General features: G+C 61.0%; 8 protein-coding genes. 3 read left to right on the top strand and 5 right to left on the bottom strand.

Annotation, left to right across the window (positions count from 1 at the left end; all coding sequences use genetic code 11):
* Position 1: 1 nt before the first annotated feature.
* The 3 genes from tldD to ACL9RI_RS15090 are packed head-to-tail and all read right to left on the bottom strand — an operon-like array spanning position 2 to position 6,523.
* Positions 2 to 1,462, bottom strand: coding sequence for a metalloprotease TldD (gene tldD, locus ACL9RI_RS15100; protein ID WP_422727340.1), 1,461 nt, complete (start codon positions 1,460 to 1,462; stop codon positions 2 to 4).
* 24 nt (positions 1,463 to 1,486) lie between these two features.
* On the bottom strand, positions 1,487 to 2,287 hold the full coding sequence (locus ACL9RI_RS15095) for a carbon-nitrogen hydrolase family protein (protein ID WP_422727339.1): 801 nt from the start codon (positions 2,285 to 2,287) through the stop codon (positions 1,487 to 1,489).
* A gap of 36 nt (positions 2,288 to 2,323) precedes the next feature.
* Positions 2,324 to 6,523 (bottom strand): YhdP family protein, encoded by a 4,200-nt coding sequence (locus tag ACL9RI_RS15090; protein ID WP_422727338.1) that lies wholly within the window; start codon positions 6,521 to 6,523, stop codon positions 2,324 to 2,326.
* A 264-nt stretch (positions 6,524 to 6,787) separates the two neighbouring features.
* Between ACL9RI_RS15090 and glnE the strand changes: the two genes are divergently transcribed.
* The 3 genes from glnE to ACL9RI_RS15075 all read left to right on the top strand — a co-directional run bounded on the left by glnE (position 6,788) and on the right by ACL9RI_RS15075 (position 13,299).
* Positions 6,788 to 9,559: a bifunctional [glutamate--ammonia ligase]-adenylyl-L-tyrosine phosphorylase/[glutamate--ammonia-ligase] adenylyltransferase gene (gene glnE / locus ACL9RI_RS15085; protein WP_422727337.1), complete on the top strand. Its 2,772-nt coding sequence runs from the start codon at positions 6,788 to 6,790 to the stop codon at positions 9,557 to 9,559.
* 434 nt (positions 9,560 to 9,993) lie between these two features.
* Entirely contained in the window at positions 9,994 to 12,858 is a 2,865-nt protein-coding gene (locus tag ACL9RI_RS15080) for a TonB-dependent receptor domain-containing protein (protein ID WP_422727336.1), read from the top strand.
* Positions 12,859 to 13,110: 252 nt separating this feature from the next.
* Positions 13,111 to 13,299 (top strand): hypothetical protein, encoded by a 189-nt coding sequence (locus tag ACL9RI_RS15075; RefSeq protein ID WP_422727335.1) that lies wholly within the window; start codon positions 13,111 to 13,113, stop codon positions 13,297 to 13,299.
* Between the two features lie 60 nt (positions 13,300 to 13,359).
* Here ACL9RI_RS15075 and gap read toward each other — a convergent pair whose 3' ends face one another.
* Positions 13,360 to 14,370 carry a type I glyceraldehyde-3-phosphate dehydrogenase gene (gene gap, locus ACL9RI_RS15070; RefSeq protein ID WP_422727334.1) on the bottom strand — a complete coding sequence of 337 codons (1,011 nt, stop codon included), beginning with the start codon at positions 14,368 to 14,370 and terminating at the stop codon, positions 13,360 to 13,362.
* Positions 14,371 to 14,468: 98 nt separating this feature from the next.
* Positions 14,469 to 16,466, bottom strand: coding sequence for a transketolase (gene tkt, locus ACL9RI_RS15065; RefSeq protein WP_422727333.1), 1,998 nt, complete (start codon positions 16,464 to 16,466; stop codon positions 14,469 to 14,471).
* Positions 16,467 to 16,546 lie beyond the last annotated feature (80 nt).

Raw genomic sequence — 16,546 nt, 5'->3', positions numbered from 1 at the left:
ATCAGGCAGTGCCGCCCACTGTAATGCCATCAAGGCGCAAAGTCGGCTGGCCCACGCCCACGGGCACGCTTTGCCCTTCCTTGCCGCACACGCCCACGCCCGAATCGAGGCGCATGTCGTTGCCGATCATGGAAACGCGGTTCAGCACGTCGGGACCGTTGCCAATCAGGGTGGCGCCCTTGACTGGATAGCTGAGCTTGCCGTTTTCAATCATGTACGCTTCGCTGGCCGAGAAGACGAACTTGCCGTTCGTAATATCGACCTGGCCACCGCCAAAGTTCACCGCATACAAACCATTTTTCACGGAGGCAAGAATTTCGCCCGGATCCTTGTCGCCGCCCAGCATATAGGTATTGGTCATGCGCGGCATCGGCAGGTGGGCAAACGATTCGCGTCGCGCATTGCCCGTCACCGGCATTTTCATCAGGCGCGCATTCATGGTGTCCTGGATATAGCCTTTCAGGATGCCATCTTCGATCAGGGTGGTGCATTGCGTGGGGTTGCCCTCGTCGTCGATATTGAGCGAACCGCGGCGGTCCGGCAGGGTGCCGTCATCGACCACGGTGACGCCCCTGGCGGCCACGCGCTCACCGATGCGGCCTGAAAACGCGGACGAGCCCTTGCGGTTGAAATCGCCTTCCAGGCCGTGGCCTATCGCTTCGTGCAACAAAATACCGGGCCAGCCCGGTCCCAGCACGATGGTCATCGGACCGGCCGGCGCGGGGCGCGCTTCCAGGTTGACCAGCGCCGAATTGACGGCGTCGCTGGCATATTGTTCCAGCACGGCGTCGCTGAAATAATCATAGCTGAAGCGCCCGCCGCCCCCGGAAGAACCTGTTTCACGGCGGCCGTTCTGTTCGGCAATCACCGTCAGCGAAAGCCGTACCAGTGGCCGGATATCGGCCGCCAGCACGCCATCGCTGCGCAGCACCAGCACCACATCGTATTCACCGGCCAGGCCCGCCATCACCTGCACCACGCGCGGATCCTTGGCGCGCGCCATTTTTTCCACACGCTCCAGCAATTGCACCTTGGCCGTCGCGTCGAGCGAAGCGAGCGGATCATTCGGCAGATACAGCGAACGGCCGCCCTGGCGCTGCGCCTGGCCGGCTACCTTGATCTTGCCGGCGCCCGCGCGTGCAATCGTGCGCGTGGCGGCCGCCGCTTCCAGCAAGGCCTGTTCGGAAATCTCGTCGGAATACGAAAAAGCCGTCTTGTCGCCCGACACGGCGCGCACGCCGACACCCTGGTCGATGGAAAAACTGCCCGTCTTGACGATACCCTCTTCCAGGCTCCAGCCTTCGCTCTTGGTGAACTGGAAGTACAGGTCGGCATAATCGACCTTGTGCGTAAACATCGTGCCCAGCGCCTTGAGCAGCTTGTCTTCGTCCAGGCCGAACGGTGTCAGCAAAATATTGCGCGCTACAGCCAGGCTGGACAGATTAGGTTCAAATGGGATCATGTCTATCTATTCTTGAAATTCAACTTACATTGTACGGTGAGCCAAAGCCGGCAGCGATTCGCGCACGCCCGCCAAGAACAGGGTATCGATAACGCCGCTGACCACGCCCTCGCCTTCCGGCAACACGGCCTTGACTTCGCCCCAGGGGTCGATCAGCATGCTGTGGCCCCAGGTACGGCGCCCGTTCGGATGCAAGCCGCCCTGCGCCGACGCCAGTACATAACACTGGTTTTCGATGGCGCGCGCACGCAACAGCACTTCCCAGTGGGCGCGGCCCGTCGTATGCGTGAAAGCGGCCGGCAAGACGATCAGCGCGCAATCGCCCATGGCACGGTATAGCTCGGGGAAGCGCAAGTCATAACACACCGACAGGCCGACCCGGCCAAACGGCAGTTCGATGCTGCGCACCTGGCCGCCCGCCACGATGGTGCGCGATTCATCGTACGACTCGGCACCGCGCGTAAAACCGAACAGGTGGATCTTGTCGTAGCGACCGGCAGGCTCGCCTTGCGGGTCGTACACCAGGGTGGTATTGAGCACCTTGCCCGCCTGTCCGGAGGCCAGCGGCAAGGTGCCGCCGATCAGCCAGATGCCATGCTGGCGCGCCATCTGCGCCATGCCATCCTGGATAGGACCGTTGCCAGGCTGCTCGGCATGACTGAGCTTGTCCGTTTCCAGCTGGCCCATGATGGCCCAGTATTCCGGCAAGACCACCAGCCTGGCGCCGCCGGCGGCCGCCTGGGCAACCAGGCGCCGCGCGGTGGCCAGGTTTTCCTCGACGGAGGGCGAGGAAATCATTTGGATTGCTGCCACTGTATGCATCATGTCACCTATCGTTCAGCTTAGTTCAGCTACTTGCGCTTATTTCGCTACTGCATCCGGCGTCGCGGCCGCAGCAGGGACCGGGAGCGGGACCGGCTCCAATTTACCACTATCGAGCTTGGTCACCACCGGCGACTTCCACGGCCCGGCAATCTGCATATGGTAAGTCAGCGCCTTCATCACGGGCGCACGCAGGAACAATTGCGCCAGGAAGCTGCCGATGCCGATCACCGGATTGACGGCCAGCGCATACACCAGGGGCCCCGTGCCCAGGTTAAATTCCGGGATCACCACCACGTGCAGGTTAGTTGTTTCGTTGGCAATGTCCGCCGTGCCGTCCATCAGTACGGTGGCCGCCACGCCATGCATCTTCAGGTTATCGGTGGTCACCACGCCGCGCTTGATGCTGGCATTGGCCGTGATGCCATCGAAAGCCAAACCTTCCGAAAACACGTCGTGGAAATCGAGTTTCAGCAAACGCGGCAAGGCTTGCAGGCTCAGCACGCCCAGCAGCTTGGCCGCGCCCGGATCCTGCTTGAGGAACTGGCCCGACTCCACGTTCATTTCGATATTGCCGGACAAGCTGGGAATGTCCAGCGAATACGGCAAGCCATTCCAGGCGATGTCGCCACTCAGGCGCCCCTTGCCGCGCCGCAAGGTATCGACGAAGCCGAAGCGGTCCAGCAACTTGCCCGCATCGACGATATCGAGTCCGAAACGCAGGCTGGTGGTGCTCTGGCCATCCTTGAGTATCCATTTGCCGTTGCCGCTCAGGGCGCCGTCAGGATTGGACAATTGCAACTTGCCGACACGCCACTCGCGCCCGCCAGCGGCCATGGTGTTATAGGCTTGCAACTCCAGCCGGCCGATCTTTTTATTGAACAATTCAAACTGCTCGGCGACGATATCGAGCGAGGGGATCGATTGCGCGCTGCTCTTGCCTTCCAGCAGGTTTTTCACATCGTTGGCAGCCGATTCCGGAATGATCAGCGAGGACAGCCGCGCCGTCATCTTGCCGAGTCCGGAAGGCGTTTCCAGCCAAGTCACATAACCGGACACCTGCTTGGCGTCGATATTGGCTTGCCACACATCTTTTTGATGCGTGGCGCCGACCACCACATCTTCCAGCTTGCGCTCGCCCAACATCAGCTCGCTGGCGCGCGCCGCCATGATATCGGGCACGACATATTGCGCAAAATCAGGTGTATCCGCATCCGCGCCCGCATTGCCGGCCGTATCGCCAGCATTGCCTGCAATGGCACTGCCGGCGGCGATCCAGCTGTCCACATCGAGCGACTTCATGTTCACATTGAGCATCATGCCGCTGTCCGGTTCGGGCGCCGGCACATTGACGCCGATGCCGCCGCGCACCAGCCGCCAGGCGTCCTTGCCCTGCTTCTGGCGCTGGTAGCGCGCGGCGATGCCGTTCGCCAGGCTGATGCGTATATCGTCCGTGCGCAGGCCGGCCGCGTTGGCGGCGTTACCGGTCAAGGTAAAGCGTAGCGGCAAGCTCTCGCCAGCGGCTTTTTTCAGCGGCGCCGGGAAGTCCAGGCCCAGGCCATTCAACGGCGATTCGACATTGACCACCAGCAAGTGATCGCGCGCCGTGATCAAGCCGTTGTAGCGGGCCCCGCCATTCAAATGCTTCGCCAGCCGCTGCACCACGGGGGTCGGGTAGGTCTTGCGCAAGCCATCGACCGTCATATTGCCGGCGATTTTCACCTGGATGGAATTGTCGGGCTGGCTGCCGCCAGAAATGGCCAGCGGCCCGCCCAGCAGGGTGCCATTCAAGCCGTTCAGGTTGACGCCCTTCTCGTTGAACTCGATCTTGCCCTGCGTGCCCAGCACGGGCGGCATGTCGTGGAACAATACTACGTCATTGCCTGCCAGCTGCAGGCTGCCCTGCACGGTCGATTCCAGCAAGCGTTCGATCGGCAGGTGCAGTTTCAGCGCCAGCTTGGCGTTGCCGGTGGCGGTCGTTTCATCGGTGAAATGATCGATCCAGGCCAGCACCGGGCTGTCCGTGACATATTTGAGGAATTCCTGCATCGGACCGGCCGCGTTGCCATCGATATCGAGCAGGGTGTCGAACACGGTCAGGTCTGGAATCACGGCTTTGACGTTGCTCAGGGCCACGCCGCCACCGGTGGTGGCCGTATCGCCGCGAATTTCCATGCGTGCCCGTTCGAACAGGAAACTGCCCTTGATCTTTTCCGCCTGCGGCCACAGCGGCGCCTTGCCCGCCAGCGGCCCGCTTTCGGCGAATTCGCCTGGCGCGTAATTGAGCTTGCCATTGTCGATCTTGCCAGCCACGCGGAATTCACCACGGCTGCGTTCTGCCGCCGTGTCGGCCTTGAACGGGAAATGGTCGAGTTCGCCGCGCAGGCGCAGGCTGACGTCGCGCGCCACGCCGCCTTCCAGCGCGCCCGTCAGCCAATGGCGCAAGTGTTCGGGCGTCTGCACCGGCAGGTAGCGGCCGATGGTGTTGACTTCAAAATTGTCCAGCGTCCCCGTCAGGTCCACTTCACCCAGGTTGCTGCCATCGAGCGGCATGCGGTGCGTGCCATGCAAGGTCGCGCGCAAGCCTTGCTGGTTGAAATCGAGCTTGTCCAGGTTAACCTGCAGCATGTTGTTCGCTTCGAAAGCCCAGCCTGCCTGCATCTGGAAGTGTTCGAACGGCAAGGCTGGATCGCTGAGATAACTGGGCAATTGCAAGACCAGGCCATGCGCGTCGATATCGATCTTGCCGCCCTTGTCGCTGGCGTCGATGGTGCCGCTGAGCTTATCGAAGCCGGGAATCGCGGGCGCGGCCGCTTGCGCCGGGGTCGTCGCCGTCTTTGCCACCGCCAGGCGCGCCGGGCGCGCATTCAGGCCCAGCTCCACCAGGCGGCCGCGCACGCGGTAACTGCTGGCGGTGGCGAAATCGCCGTCCCATTCGGCCGAAAAATCCCGCAAGCCGCCGCGCGGCGCCAGGGTAGTGAGATGTTCGCGCTGTTGCTCGCTGAGCGGCAATTTGTCGGCCAGCGCCGCCAGGGTCTGCAAATCGAGCGCCTGGGCCGTAATTTCCGTGTGCGCGGGCTTGCGCCGGGTGGCGGCCGTGAACCGTTCGGACAAGGTGGTCGGCGGCAGGCTGAGGCCATCGTGCGTTTGCAGAGCGAAATTGGTCAGTTCCACCTGATGGCCGTTGGCGCCAAAGGTGGGTTTGCCGACCGGCGTCTGGACGGACAATGCTTCCTTGGCAGAAACACGTCCACTGACCGACAGCAAATCGAGCGGCGCAATATGCTCGCCCAGCCGGGCTTGCACGTCCGTCAGCCCCACGTCGGCCGTGAAGCCGGCCAGGCGCGCGTGGTCCAGGCTCAGCCAGGCGCGCACGGCGCCCTTGCCCTGGCTGAGTTCAAACGGGTAATCGAGGTAGCGGCGCCAGGCGGCCAGGTCGGCATTCTTCAGGTCCGCATACAGTTCCCCTTTCCACATCGACATATCGGAGATGCGGGTGCTGAAAGGCGGATGCGTGAAGTGGGCGCGCACATCGATGGGCGCTGCCAGGCTGGCGGGCGGGGTCGCCTGCAAGCCCAGGCGATGGCTGCGCCAGCGATTGCGCAGCAATAAATTGACTTGCTCGAGCGCCAGTTCCGGCGTACCGCGCAACTCGTCCGTCCAACGCACCTTGCCGTCGCGGATGATGATGTCGTGCTGCGCCAGCAGCCAGTCGGCGCCCTTGCCGTCTCCACCCTGGCTGTTATCGACCAGCACGCCGGCCACGTAGAGCTTGCCGTCTGCGCTGCGGCGCACGTCCAGGTCCGGGCGCGTGATTTCCAGTTCTTCAAAACGGACCGAACCCAGGATGCTCCACCACGAGAAGGTGGCCGAAACGCTGGGCAGGCTCAGCGCCTGGCGGCCCGTCTGGTCGTGCAGGGTGACATCGCCGAGGAACAGATTGGGCCGCAAACCATGCCATGAAGCATAAATACGGGCAATGCTGACGGGATTGCCCAGCGCGCGGCTGGCCACGTGCTCGATATCACTCTTGTAATAATCGATATTGGGCAAGATCGCGTAGCGCAGGAACAGGAACAGGATGGCGAACACAAAATAGACCAGCATCACGGCCTTGACCGCAAAGCCCAGCACGTGGTGTGTAGCCAGATTGGCCATGCGATAGGCGGCACGCAGCCGCTGCCAGCGCTGGGCCAGTGGCACATGCTCGCTCTCGCTTGCTTCTGGCGGTTTTTGCATCAATAAGCTAATAAACTGGCCTGGCGTCAAATAATGGCAAAAATCGTCTGAATTCTCAGTCTACGGGCACGCCCCAAGGGCGCTGCCGGCCCGCTTGTGCTTGCGCAAGGCCCTTGCCTCCCTTACCATCGTTCAGGAGGACACAGCAGCAAATAAGCGGCAAATAAGCAGCAAACTACCGGCGGCCCAATTTTACCGCATCCCCCGGCGTTCGCAGCCACTTTACGCGACTACACCCCCTACTTCACGATAGAAAACGCCACCATGAGTTCTACGCTCCCGATCTCCGTCGCCAGTTCCGCTTCCCGTTTTTACCAGCGCTGGCTGGATGCCGCCCCCGAACGCGCGGAACAACTAGCACAGTTGGCGCTCACTCCACTGGACAAGATCGACTTTCCTGCCGCACTGGCCGCGCAGGCAAACGCTGTCCATCCGCCGCTGCCGCCTGAACGCGCCATGCGGCGCCTGCGCAACCTGCTGGTGTGCGGCCTGATCGAACGCGACCTGGCCGGCCAGGCCGATTTGCATGAAGTCGTCACGACCATGACGCAGTTTGCCGATTTTGCGATTCGCACCCATGTCGATGCACTGATGGCCGAGATGGTGGCCCAACACGGCATGCCGGTGGGCGAGGAATCGGGGCAGGAACAGGCCTTGATGGTGCTGGCGATGGGCAAACAGGGCGGCGGCGAACTGAATGTTTCGTCGGACATCGACCTGATCTTTGTTTATCCGGAAGACGGCGACACGCACGCCACGCAGCCGGGCCAGCGCAGCCTGTCCAACCATGAGTTTTTCATCCGCCTGGGTAAAAAGCTGATCGCCGCCCTGGCCGAAATCACGCAGGATGGCTTTACTTTCCGCGTCGATATGGCGCTGCGCCCGAACGGCAACTCGGGGCCGCTGGCCGCCAGCCTCAGCATGGTGGAACAGTACCTGATCGTGCAAGGCCGCGAATGGGAGCGCTATGCCTGGGTCAAGGCGCGCGCCGTGACGGGCAAGCTTGACGACATCGCCGCGCTGGAAGCCATCGTGCGCCCGTTCGTGTTCCGCCGCTATCTCGATTTTGGCGTGATCGACGCCATCCGCACCATGCACGGCCAGATCCGCGCCGAGGTCAACCGGCAAGAGCGCCTGCATCCCGACCGCAGCAACAACGTCAAGCTGGGCCGTGGCGGCATCCGCGAAATCGAATTCCTGGCACAAGTGTTTCAATTGATACGCGGTGGCCGCGACGCCGAACTGCGCGACCGTTCGACCCGCACCACCCTGCGCACCGTGGCCGAAAAAGGTTTGCTAACACCAGCCATCGTCGAGCAACTCCTCGCTTCCTATACCTTTTTACGCAATCTGGAACACCGCCTGCAATACCTGGACGATGCGCAAACGCATACCCTGCCCGCCAATGACAGCGACCGCCTGGTCGTGGCGCAGATGATGGGCTTGCCCGATACGGCCACCCTGCTGGCCCAGCTGGAAGCGCACCGCGTGTTTGTCGCCGGCCAGTTCGACGAAATGTTCAGTGACAAGAGCAGCGGCACGCCGCCGGCCGACACCGGGATCGATCCGCAAAGTTCGAACGATTCCACCGCCTCGGACCAGCAGGAAGCCATCGAAGTGCGATTTGCCGCCCTGGGCTTCGACGAACCGGCTGCCTGCGCGCGGCGCCTGCTGGCCACCTGGCAAGCGCCGCGCCTGCAATCGCTGCCCGAAGCGAGCCGCACGCGCCTGGTTGCGCTGGTCAACTCGGCCTTGCCGCTGATCGCCGACTGCTCGATCACTTCGGGCCAAGCCAGCCAATTGTCGACGTTAGGGCGATTACTGGACTTTTTAGAAGCCATTGCGCGCCGTTCGGCATATTTGTCGCTGCTGACGGAATACCCGCACACGCTGGAACGGGTGGTGCGCATGGTCTGCGCCAGCGGCTGGGCCGCCACTTTCCTCACGCAGCACCCTATCCTGCTTGACGAATTGCTCGACGAACGCATCCGCCATAGCGTGCCCGATCCAGCCGCGCTGGCGCTCGACCTGCAGCGCCAGCTCGATGACGCGCCCGGCGATACGGAGCGGCAAATGGATATCCTGCGCGAAATGCACCATGCACAGCTGTTCCAGTGCCTGGCGCAAGACCTGGCTGGCGACCTGAGCGTGGAGAAACTGGCCGATTACCTGTCGCAGCTGGCCGACATCATCGTCGCCGCCACCATCCCGGCCGCCTGGCAAACCGTGGCCACGCGCCACCGCGAGGTGCCGAAGTTCGCCGTCATCGCGTACGGCAAGCTGGGCGGCAAGGAGCTCGGTTATGTGTCCGACCTGGACGTGATCTTCCTGTTCGACGACGACGACCAGGAAGCGCCGGGCCTGTACGCCAGGCTGGCGCAGCGCTTCATTACCTGGATGACCTCACACACTTCGGCCGGCATCCTGTTCGACGTCGACATCGCCCTGCGCCCCGATGGCGCCTCGGGCATGCTGGTGTCCAGCGTGCAGGCGTTCGAGCGCTACCAGAGCAGCGCAGCCTGGGTGTGGGAACACCAGGCGCTGACGCGGGCGCGCTTTTGCGCGGGCGACGCCGCCATCGGCCAGCAGTTCGAACGCATCCGCGACACCATCCTGCGCAAGGAACGTCCTGAAAACGGTCCGCTGAAGGGTGAAGTGGTGGCCATGCGCAAGAAGATGCTCGACGCCCATCCGCCGCGCGCCGGCTGGTTCGACCTGAAGCAGGATGCGGGCGGCATGATCGATATCGAATTCATGGTGCAATACCTGGTGCTACAGCATGCGGCCCGCTATCCGCAATTGACGGCCAACGTGGGCAATATCGCCCTGCTGCGCCTGTGCGGCGAACTGGGCCTGATCGACGCGGCCCTGGCCGCGCTGGTCGCCGATGCCTACCGCGCGCTGCGCAAGTTGCAGCATCAGCTGCGGCTGCAGGGACAAGACCTGGCCCGCGTGGAGCCGGAGCGCGTGCGCATGCATGCGGACAACGTGCGGCGCCTGTGGCAAACGATTTTCCAGGAAACCGCGATCGCTTGACAGACAAGGCTGCGCTGACACGGCGCGGCAGGCCCCCGGGCAACAGGTGTTCAAACAACATCTGCTGCCCACCCACGCCGGTGTACCAGCGCGCCAACCGGGCACGGCGCCATTGCCACGAAAATAATTCTCCGTCAAGCACCTGTGGCAAATTAGCCACCACACAAATACCCGGTAATTTACGCCCATCCCGCCGGTAAAAATCAGCATCTGCCATTGATAAACCCCCGGCTCTCACGCGTCCAGCTACCTCGCCCGCATCCTTACACTCCTTCCAAAATGTAATAAACGACACAGTCAGTTACACATGGAGTGTTGTTTCTGTAATTGACTATTAGAAATAGTGTCCGACCGCTAAATATAATAAAACGGCAGTCACATGATCTGTGACGCACAAAAACCTATACATAACTAAAGTAAAAATGGGAGTTTGAGTGAAAAAAATCGGACTGAAACAGGGTGTTATCGCTGTCGCGCTGACGCTTGCAACATCACACGTGGTACTGGCACAGGACTCGGGCTCAGACGACAAGCCGATTGAAAAAGTCCTCGTGACGGGCTCCAACCTGAAACGTATCGACACGGAAACCGCAACGCCGGTACAGATACTGAAACATGAAGACATCGTCCGCCTGGGCGTGAACTCGGTCAAGGAAGCACTGGAAACATTGACCGCCTCCACCGGCAGCCTGTCCGATACCGGCGGCTCGAACTCCTTCGCCGGCGGCGCCTCGGCTGTTTCGCTGCGCAACCTGGGCAAGCAATCGACCCTGGTCTTGCTCAACTCGCGCCGCGTCGCGCCGTATGCGCTGGCCGACTACAATGAAGTCTTCACCAACCTGGACTCGCTGCCGCTGGACGCCATCGAACGCATCGAGGTGCTGCGCAACGGTGGTTCGGCCATCTATGGCTCGGACGCCGTGGCCGGTGTGATCAACATCATCACGCGCTCCGATTACCAGGGCGTGCAGGTACGCGCGGGCTACGACCAGTCGGTTGCCCATGAACAGTTCAATACCAAGACGGCCAGCATCACCGCCGGCACGGGCGACTTCAGCACGGACAAATACAATGTGCTGGCCAACCTGGAAGTATTCAAGCGCGGCGAAGTAATGTGGCGCGATGTCGTCGACCACATCAACCCGACCTATGGCACCAAATTCTCTGCGGTGGCACCCGGTAGCGGCCAGATGTTCGGCAACCGCGGCGCGCCATCGACCTTTTCCTATCCTGGCAACCTGATCGGCCAGGGCGCCGTGCCAGGCTGCACCACGCTCAACGCCGCCGGCTTGTGCGTGTATGACCGTTTCTCGCGCTTTGAAGCCGTGCCACAGGCGGACCGCGTGAATGCCTTGATTTCGGGCAAACTGAACCTGGGCGGCGGCACCGAAAGCTTCTCCGAAGTGCTGTTTTCGCACACCAAAACTACCTACACCAATGCGTTTGGCACCTACGGTTCAGCCAATCCAGACACGATCTGGGGTAACCCAAGCACTGGCCAGGGCAAGGACTTCACTTACCAATACCTGCCGAGCACCAACCCGCTCAACCACAGTGGCCAGGATATCGAGCTGCGCTACCGCTGGGCAGATGCCCCCGCTTACCGCGAAACGAGCAGCGACCAGTACCGCGTACTGACGGGACTGAAAGGCCAGTGGAGCACCTTTGACTGGGAAAGCGCCGTCGGCGTGATGGGCAGCAAAACCAAGGACCGCACTTACGGCGCCCTGAGCGATAGCGGCTTCATCAAGGAAGTGGGCGACTACACCAAGATCGATCCGAATACGGGCAGCGTACTGGACCCGAACTTCTTCAACCATGGTTACAAGATCGGCCAGAAGAATTCGGCCGATGTGCTCAACACCCTGTTCCCGGCGCAAGGCTATGACGGCAAGATCACTCAGTATTTCGCCGACGCCAAACTGAGCGGGGAATTGGGCAAGATCGGCGACCGCGCCATCGGCCTGGCGGTGGGCATGGAAGTACGCCACGAGAAGTTCCAGATCACGCCGACGGACAATCTGCTGGCCGGTGATATCGTTGGTTATGGCGCATCGTCGGCCAATGCCAGCCGTACCACGGAAGCGGCGTTTACCGAAGTCAACCTGCCACTCACCTCCACCCTGGAAGTGGTCGGTGCGGCGCGCGTCGATAAATTCCCTGGCTTCCAAACCCATGCTTCGCCGAAATTGTCCGCACGTTGGGAAGCCACGCCTTTCCTGCTGTTCCGTGGCACGCTGGAATCGGGTTTCCGCGCCCCCAACCTGACCGAAAGTGCGCCATCGACCAAGTTCGCCTTCAACAACAGCACCAATGATCCCAAGCGTTGTCACCAGGCCGAAGCATTGGCCAGCGACCTGACCGCCCAGGCCAATGCCCTGCCAGCCAGCGATCCGAACAAGGCACTGCTGCTGGCACGCGCCGATTCTGTCCACAGCAATGAGTGCGCTGGAGGCGTTGCCAGCATCGTGCGCAACAATCCGAACCTGAAGCCGGAAACCACGCATAGCGGCACGGTGGGTTTCGTGATCGAACCGGTCAAGGGCACCAGCATTTCGCTCGATTACTGGAATATCCAGCGCAAGGATGAAATTGGCCTGAAATCGACGGCTGACCTGCTGGCCTCGGAAGCGGATCAACCGGCTGGCATCATCAACCGCCTGCCGCTGTCGGCCGACAAGACCTTTACCGCCGCGGAACAAGCCAAGTATGGCGTGACCGCCGGCCCGCTGTCATCGATCTCGGGCGAATTCCTGAACGTGTCGCGCACCAAGACCAGTGGCCTGGACTTGAGCGGCAATAGCCGTATTCCTACCCGCTTCGGCCGCGTCGACCTGACTGCCAACGCAACCTATCTGTTGGACCTGAAAAACTTCAGCAGCAAGCTGAACGCCTTCGGCGACAACCTGGCAGGCCGCTATGGCTACTCGAGAATGTCGGCCAACATTGGCGCCTCGATTCAGACCGGCAACTTCAGCAATAGCCTGCGCCTGAACTACCAAAGCAGGACTTCGCTCAACACCGACTACTACGACACCGATTACACCCAGGCGGGTTGCAAGGCGTTGAAATGGTCGGCCGATGATTGCCAGGTCAAGGCTTACGAGCGCCTGGACTACAACGTCAACTACACCGGCATCAAGGACTTGACCTTGTCGATGTTCATCCGCAACGTGACCAACCGTCGCCCACCGGTGGATCTGCGCGCCTTCAGCGATGCCGGCGGCGTGATTCCGCAAGACACTGCCGACGTCAGCGGCCGTGCCGTGCGCCTGACTGCGGAATACAAGTTCCGTTAATCACATCGGTTCTCGCAGCAGTCCGAAAAAAAACCCTCCCGGTGCAAGCCGGGAGGGTTTTTTCATGCTGCGCTGCCAGGCGAATCATGCCAGGAGAGCGCAGTTGCTTATCAAAAATATTTTTCTTTAAGGCAATAACAGTCTGATTTTAATGCTAATATTTTTCTGCGTCCGGCGGGCCCAGCAGGCCTGGATGGACGGCCTTTTGATGTGGCACCCTATCTATCGTTGTCCAATTTTGAAAGCGAAAAAATGATTTCCATTAAAAAAGCCCTGTTTGCCTTCACTGCCGCTGTCAGCCTTGCCGCCTCGGTCTCGAGCAGCGCAGCCGTGCAGTCGTGGGATCCGTCGACAAACTGCGATTACATTCTCAATATGTGCTATCAGGGCATGGAGACATGGTGCGAACAGTGGCGTAATCAGTGCGAACCCAAAGAATAAATGTCATAGCGAAAAAAAACGCCCGGGTATCCCGGGCGTTTTTTCTTGAAAGATCAAGAATTACTTGGCATTCATTAGCGCTACGGTGGTGTCGAGCATACGGTTCGAGAAACCCCACTCATTGTCGTACCATGACGATACCTTGACCAGGCGGCCCGACACTTTGGTCAGGGTCGAATCGAAGTTCGACGAAGCTGGATTGTGGTTGAAGTCGATCGATACCAGCGGCTCGGTCTGGTACGTCAGGATGCCTTCCAGGGCGCCTTCCGACGCGGACTTCATCAGGGCATTGACTTCTTCCACGGTGGTGTCGCGCTTGGCGATGAAGGACAGGTCGACCAGCGACACGTTGATGGTCGGCACGCGGATGGCGAAACCGTCCAGTTTGCCGTTCAGTTCAGGCAGCACCAGGCCAACCGCAGCGGCGGCGCCGGTCTTGGTCGGGATCATGCTCATGGTGGCCGAACGGGCGCGGCGCAGGTCTTCATGCATCACGTCGGACAACACCTGGTCGTTGGTGTAGGCGTGCACGGTGGTCATCAGGCCGGTTTCGATACCGATCGCGTCGTTCAACGGCTTGACCAGCGGCGCCAGGCAGTTGGTGGTGCACGAAGCGTTCGAAATCACCGTGTCGGTTGCTTTCAGTACCGAGTGGTTCACGCCGAACACGACGGTCGCGTCCACATCCTTGCCGCCTGGTGCGGAAATGATGACCTTTTTAGCGCCGCCTTTCAGGTGGGCCGAGGCTTTTTCCTTGGTGGTGAAGAAACCGGTGCACTCCAGCACCACGTCCACACCCAGCTCGCCCCATGGAATTTCAGCAGGGTTGCGTTGTGCAAACACGCGGATCGGATCGCCATTCACGATCATGTTGTCGCCTTCGACCGTGACGGTGCCCGGGAACTTGCCGTGGGCAGTGTCGTAGCGGGTCAGGTGGGCGTTCGACTTGGCGTCGCCCAGGTCGTTGATGGCAACGATCTGGATATCCTGTTTCTTGCCGCCTTCGTAGAAAGCGCGCAAGACATTACGGCCGATGCGGCCGTAGCCGTTGATTGCAACTTTGATCGTCATACTCTGCTCCTGATAGAAAAAAACTGAACACATTCAAAAAATGCGTGCCGCCGCGCCCATCTGCGAGACGCTGGCGGCAGGAACTTGCAACTAAGCAATTAACCAGCGATAACAGTCTTGACCTTGGCCACGACGTTGTCGACCGTGAAGCCGAAATGCTTGAACAGCACGCCAGCCGGGGCCGATTCGCCAAACGTATCGATACCGACCACGGCGCCTTCCAGGCCCACGTATTTGTACCAGAAGCTGGTCACGCCCGCTTCGATGGCCACGCGTGGCACGCCTTTGGTCAGGACGCTGGCCTTGTAGCCGGCATCCTGGCGGTCATACACGTCGGTCGACGGCATCGACACCACGCGCACGGCGATGCCTTCGGCGGCCAGCGCGCTGGCGGCGGCCACTGCCAGTTCCACTTCGGAACCGGTGGCGATCAGGATCGCCTTGGCGTCAGCCACGTCGTTCAGCACATAGCCGCCGCGGTAGATGTTGTTGATCTGTTCGGCGCTGCGTTCTTGATATGGCAGGTTCTGGCGCGAGAAGATCAGGGTCGACGGGCCATCCTTGCGGCGCACGGCGGCGCCCCAGGCAGCAGCCGACTCGACGGTGTCGCATGGACGCCAGTTGTCCAGGTTAGGAATCAAACGCATCGACGAAACGTGCTCGACCGATTGGTGGGTCGGGCCGTCTTCGCCCAGGCCGATCGAATCGTGGGTGAACACGAAGATCGAACGCAGTTTCATCAGGGCGGCCATGCGCAGGGCATTGCGGCTGTAGTCCGAGAACGTCAGGAAGGTGGCGCCGAACGGGATGTAACCGCCGTGCAAGGTGATGCCGTTCATGATGGCGCTCATGCCGAATTCGCGCACGCCGTAGTTGATATGGTTGCCAGGCTGGCCCGAACGCACGGCCACGCACTCTTTCCAGTTGGTCAGGTTCGACCCGGTCAAATCGGCCGAGCCGCCCAGGAATTCCGGCAAGGACGACGCCAGCGCCTGGATGGCGTTCTGGCTGGCCTTGCGGGTCGCGATGTTTTCTTTCTTTTCCACGCAGGAAGCGATGGCGGCGCTCAGTGCCGCTTCAAAGGCTTCCGGCAGCTCGCCCTTCATGCGGCGGTTCAGTTCAGCAGCTTGCTGCGGGAATTCGCGGCTGTAGGCGGCAAAACGGTCGTTCCAGTCTTTTTCCAGCAGCGCGCCTTGCTCCTTGGCATCCCAGGCGCCATACACGTCGGCCGGGATTTCAAATGGGGCGGCGTCCCAGCCGATGTATTCGCGTACGGCAGCGATTTCCTTGTCGCCCAGCGCGGCGCCGTGCACCTTGTCGCCGCCTTGCAGGTTTGGCGAACCCTTGCCGATGATGGTCTTGCAGCAGATCAGGGTTGGCTTCGATGCGGTTTTCGCAGCGGCAATGGCGGCCGAGATGGCAGCAACGTCATGGCCATCGACGGCGCGGATCACGTTCCAGCCGTAGGCTTCGAAACGGGCCGGGGTGTCGTCGGTGAACCAGCCTTCAACTTTACCGTCGATGGAAATGCCGTTGTCATCATACAGGGCGATCAGCTTGTTCAAGCCCAGGGTGCCGGCCAGTGCGCACACTTCGTGCGAAATACCTTCCATCAGGCAACCGTCGCCCAGGAAAGCATAGGTGTAGTGGTCGACGATGTCGTGGCCAGGCCGGTTGAATTCAGCGGCCAGCAATTGTTCCGACAGCGCCATGCCGACGGCGTTGGCGATACCTTGGCCCAGCGGGCCGGTGGTCGTTTCCACGCCTGGCGTGATATCGACTTCCGGGTGGCCCGGGGTTTTCGAATGCATCTGGCGGAAAGCCTTGATGTCGTCCATCGACAGGTCGTAGCCGGTCAGGTGCAGCAGCGCATAGTGCAGCATCGAACCATGACCGTTCGACAACAGGAAGCGGTCGCGGTTCTGCCATTTTGGATTGGCGGGATTGTGGCGATAATGACCACTCCACAGGGCAACTGCGATCTCGGCCATGCCCATCGGCATGCCAGGATGGCCGGAATTGGCCTTTTGTACAGCGTCCATTGCCAGTGCGCGGATCGCATTGGCCATTTTGGTAGTCGGGAGCGTAGTTGTCATGATGATGTGGGTCAGTCGCGAGTTTGGAATTCGTTTGCAGCAGCGCAGACAAGGAAGCCGGCTGCTTTCTGTAGTCAACT

This window comes from Janthinobacterium sp. Mn2066 (assembly GCF_049319705.1).
Taxonomy (GTDB): domain Bacteria; phylum Pseudomonadota; class Gammaproteobacteria; order Burkholderiales; family Burkholderiaceae_D; genus Janthinobacterium.
Note: the sequence above shows the minus strand (reverse complement) of the source record. Positions and strands in the feature narration are given on the sequence as shown.

Coding starts and splice junctions, on each gene's coding strand:
- gap (WP_422727334.1), bottom strand. CDS start 14,370: ATGACGATCAAAGTTGCAATCAACGGCTACGGCCGCATCGGCCGTAAT.
- tkt (WP_422727333.1), bottom strand. CDS start 16,466: ATGACAACTACGCTCCCGACTACCAAAATGGCCAATGCGATCCGCGCA.
- tldD (WP_422727340.1), bottom strand. CDS start 1,462: ATGATCCCATTTGAACCTAATCTGTCCAGCCTGGCTGTAGCGCGCAAT.
- ACL9RI_RS15090 (WP_422727338.1), bottom strand. CDS start 6,523: ATGCAAAAACCGCCAGAAGCAAGCGAGAGCGAGCATGTGCCACTGGCC.
- ACL9RI_RS15075 (WP_422727335.1), top strand. CDS start 13,111: ATGATTTCCATTAAAAAAGCCCTGTTTGCCTTCACTGCCGCTGTCAGC.
- ACL9RI_RS15095 (WP_422727339.1), bottom strand. CDS start 2,287: ATGATGCATACAGTGGCAGCAATCCAAATGATTTCCTCGCCCTCCGTC.
- glnE (WP_422727337.1), top strand. CDS start 6,788: ATGAGTTCTACGCTCCCGATCTCCGTCGCCAGTTCCGCTTCCCGTTTT.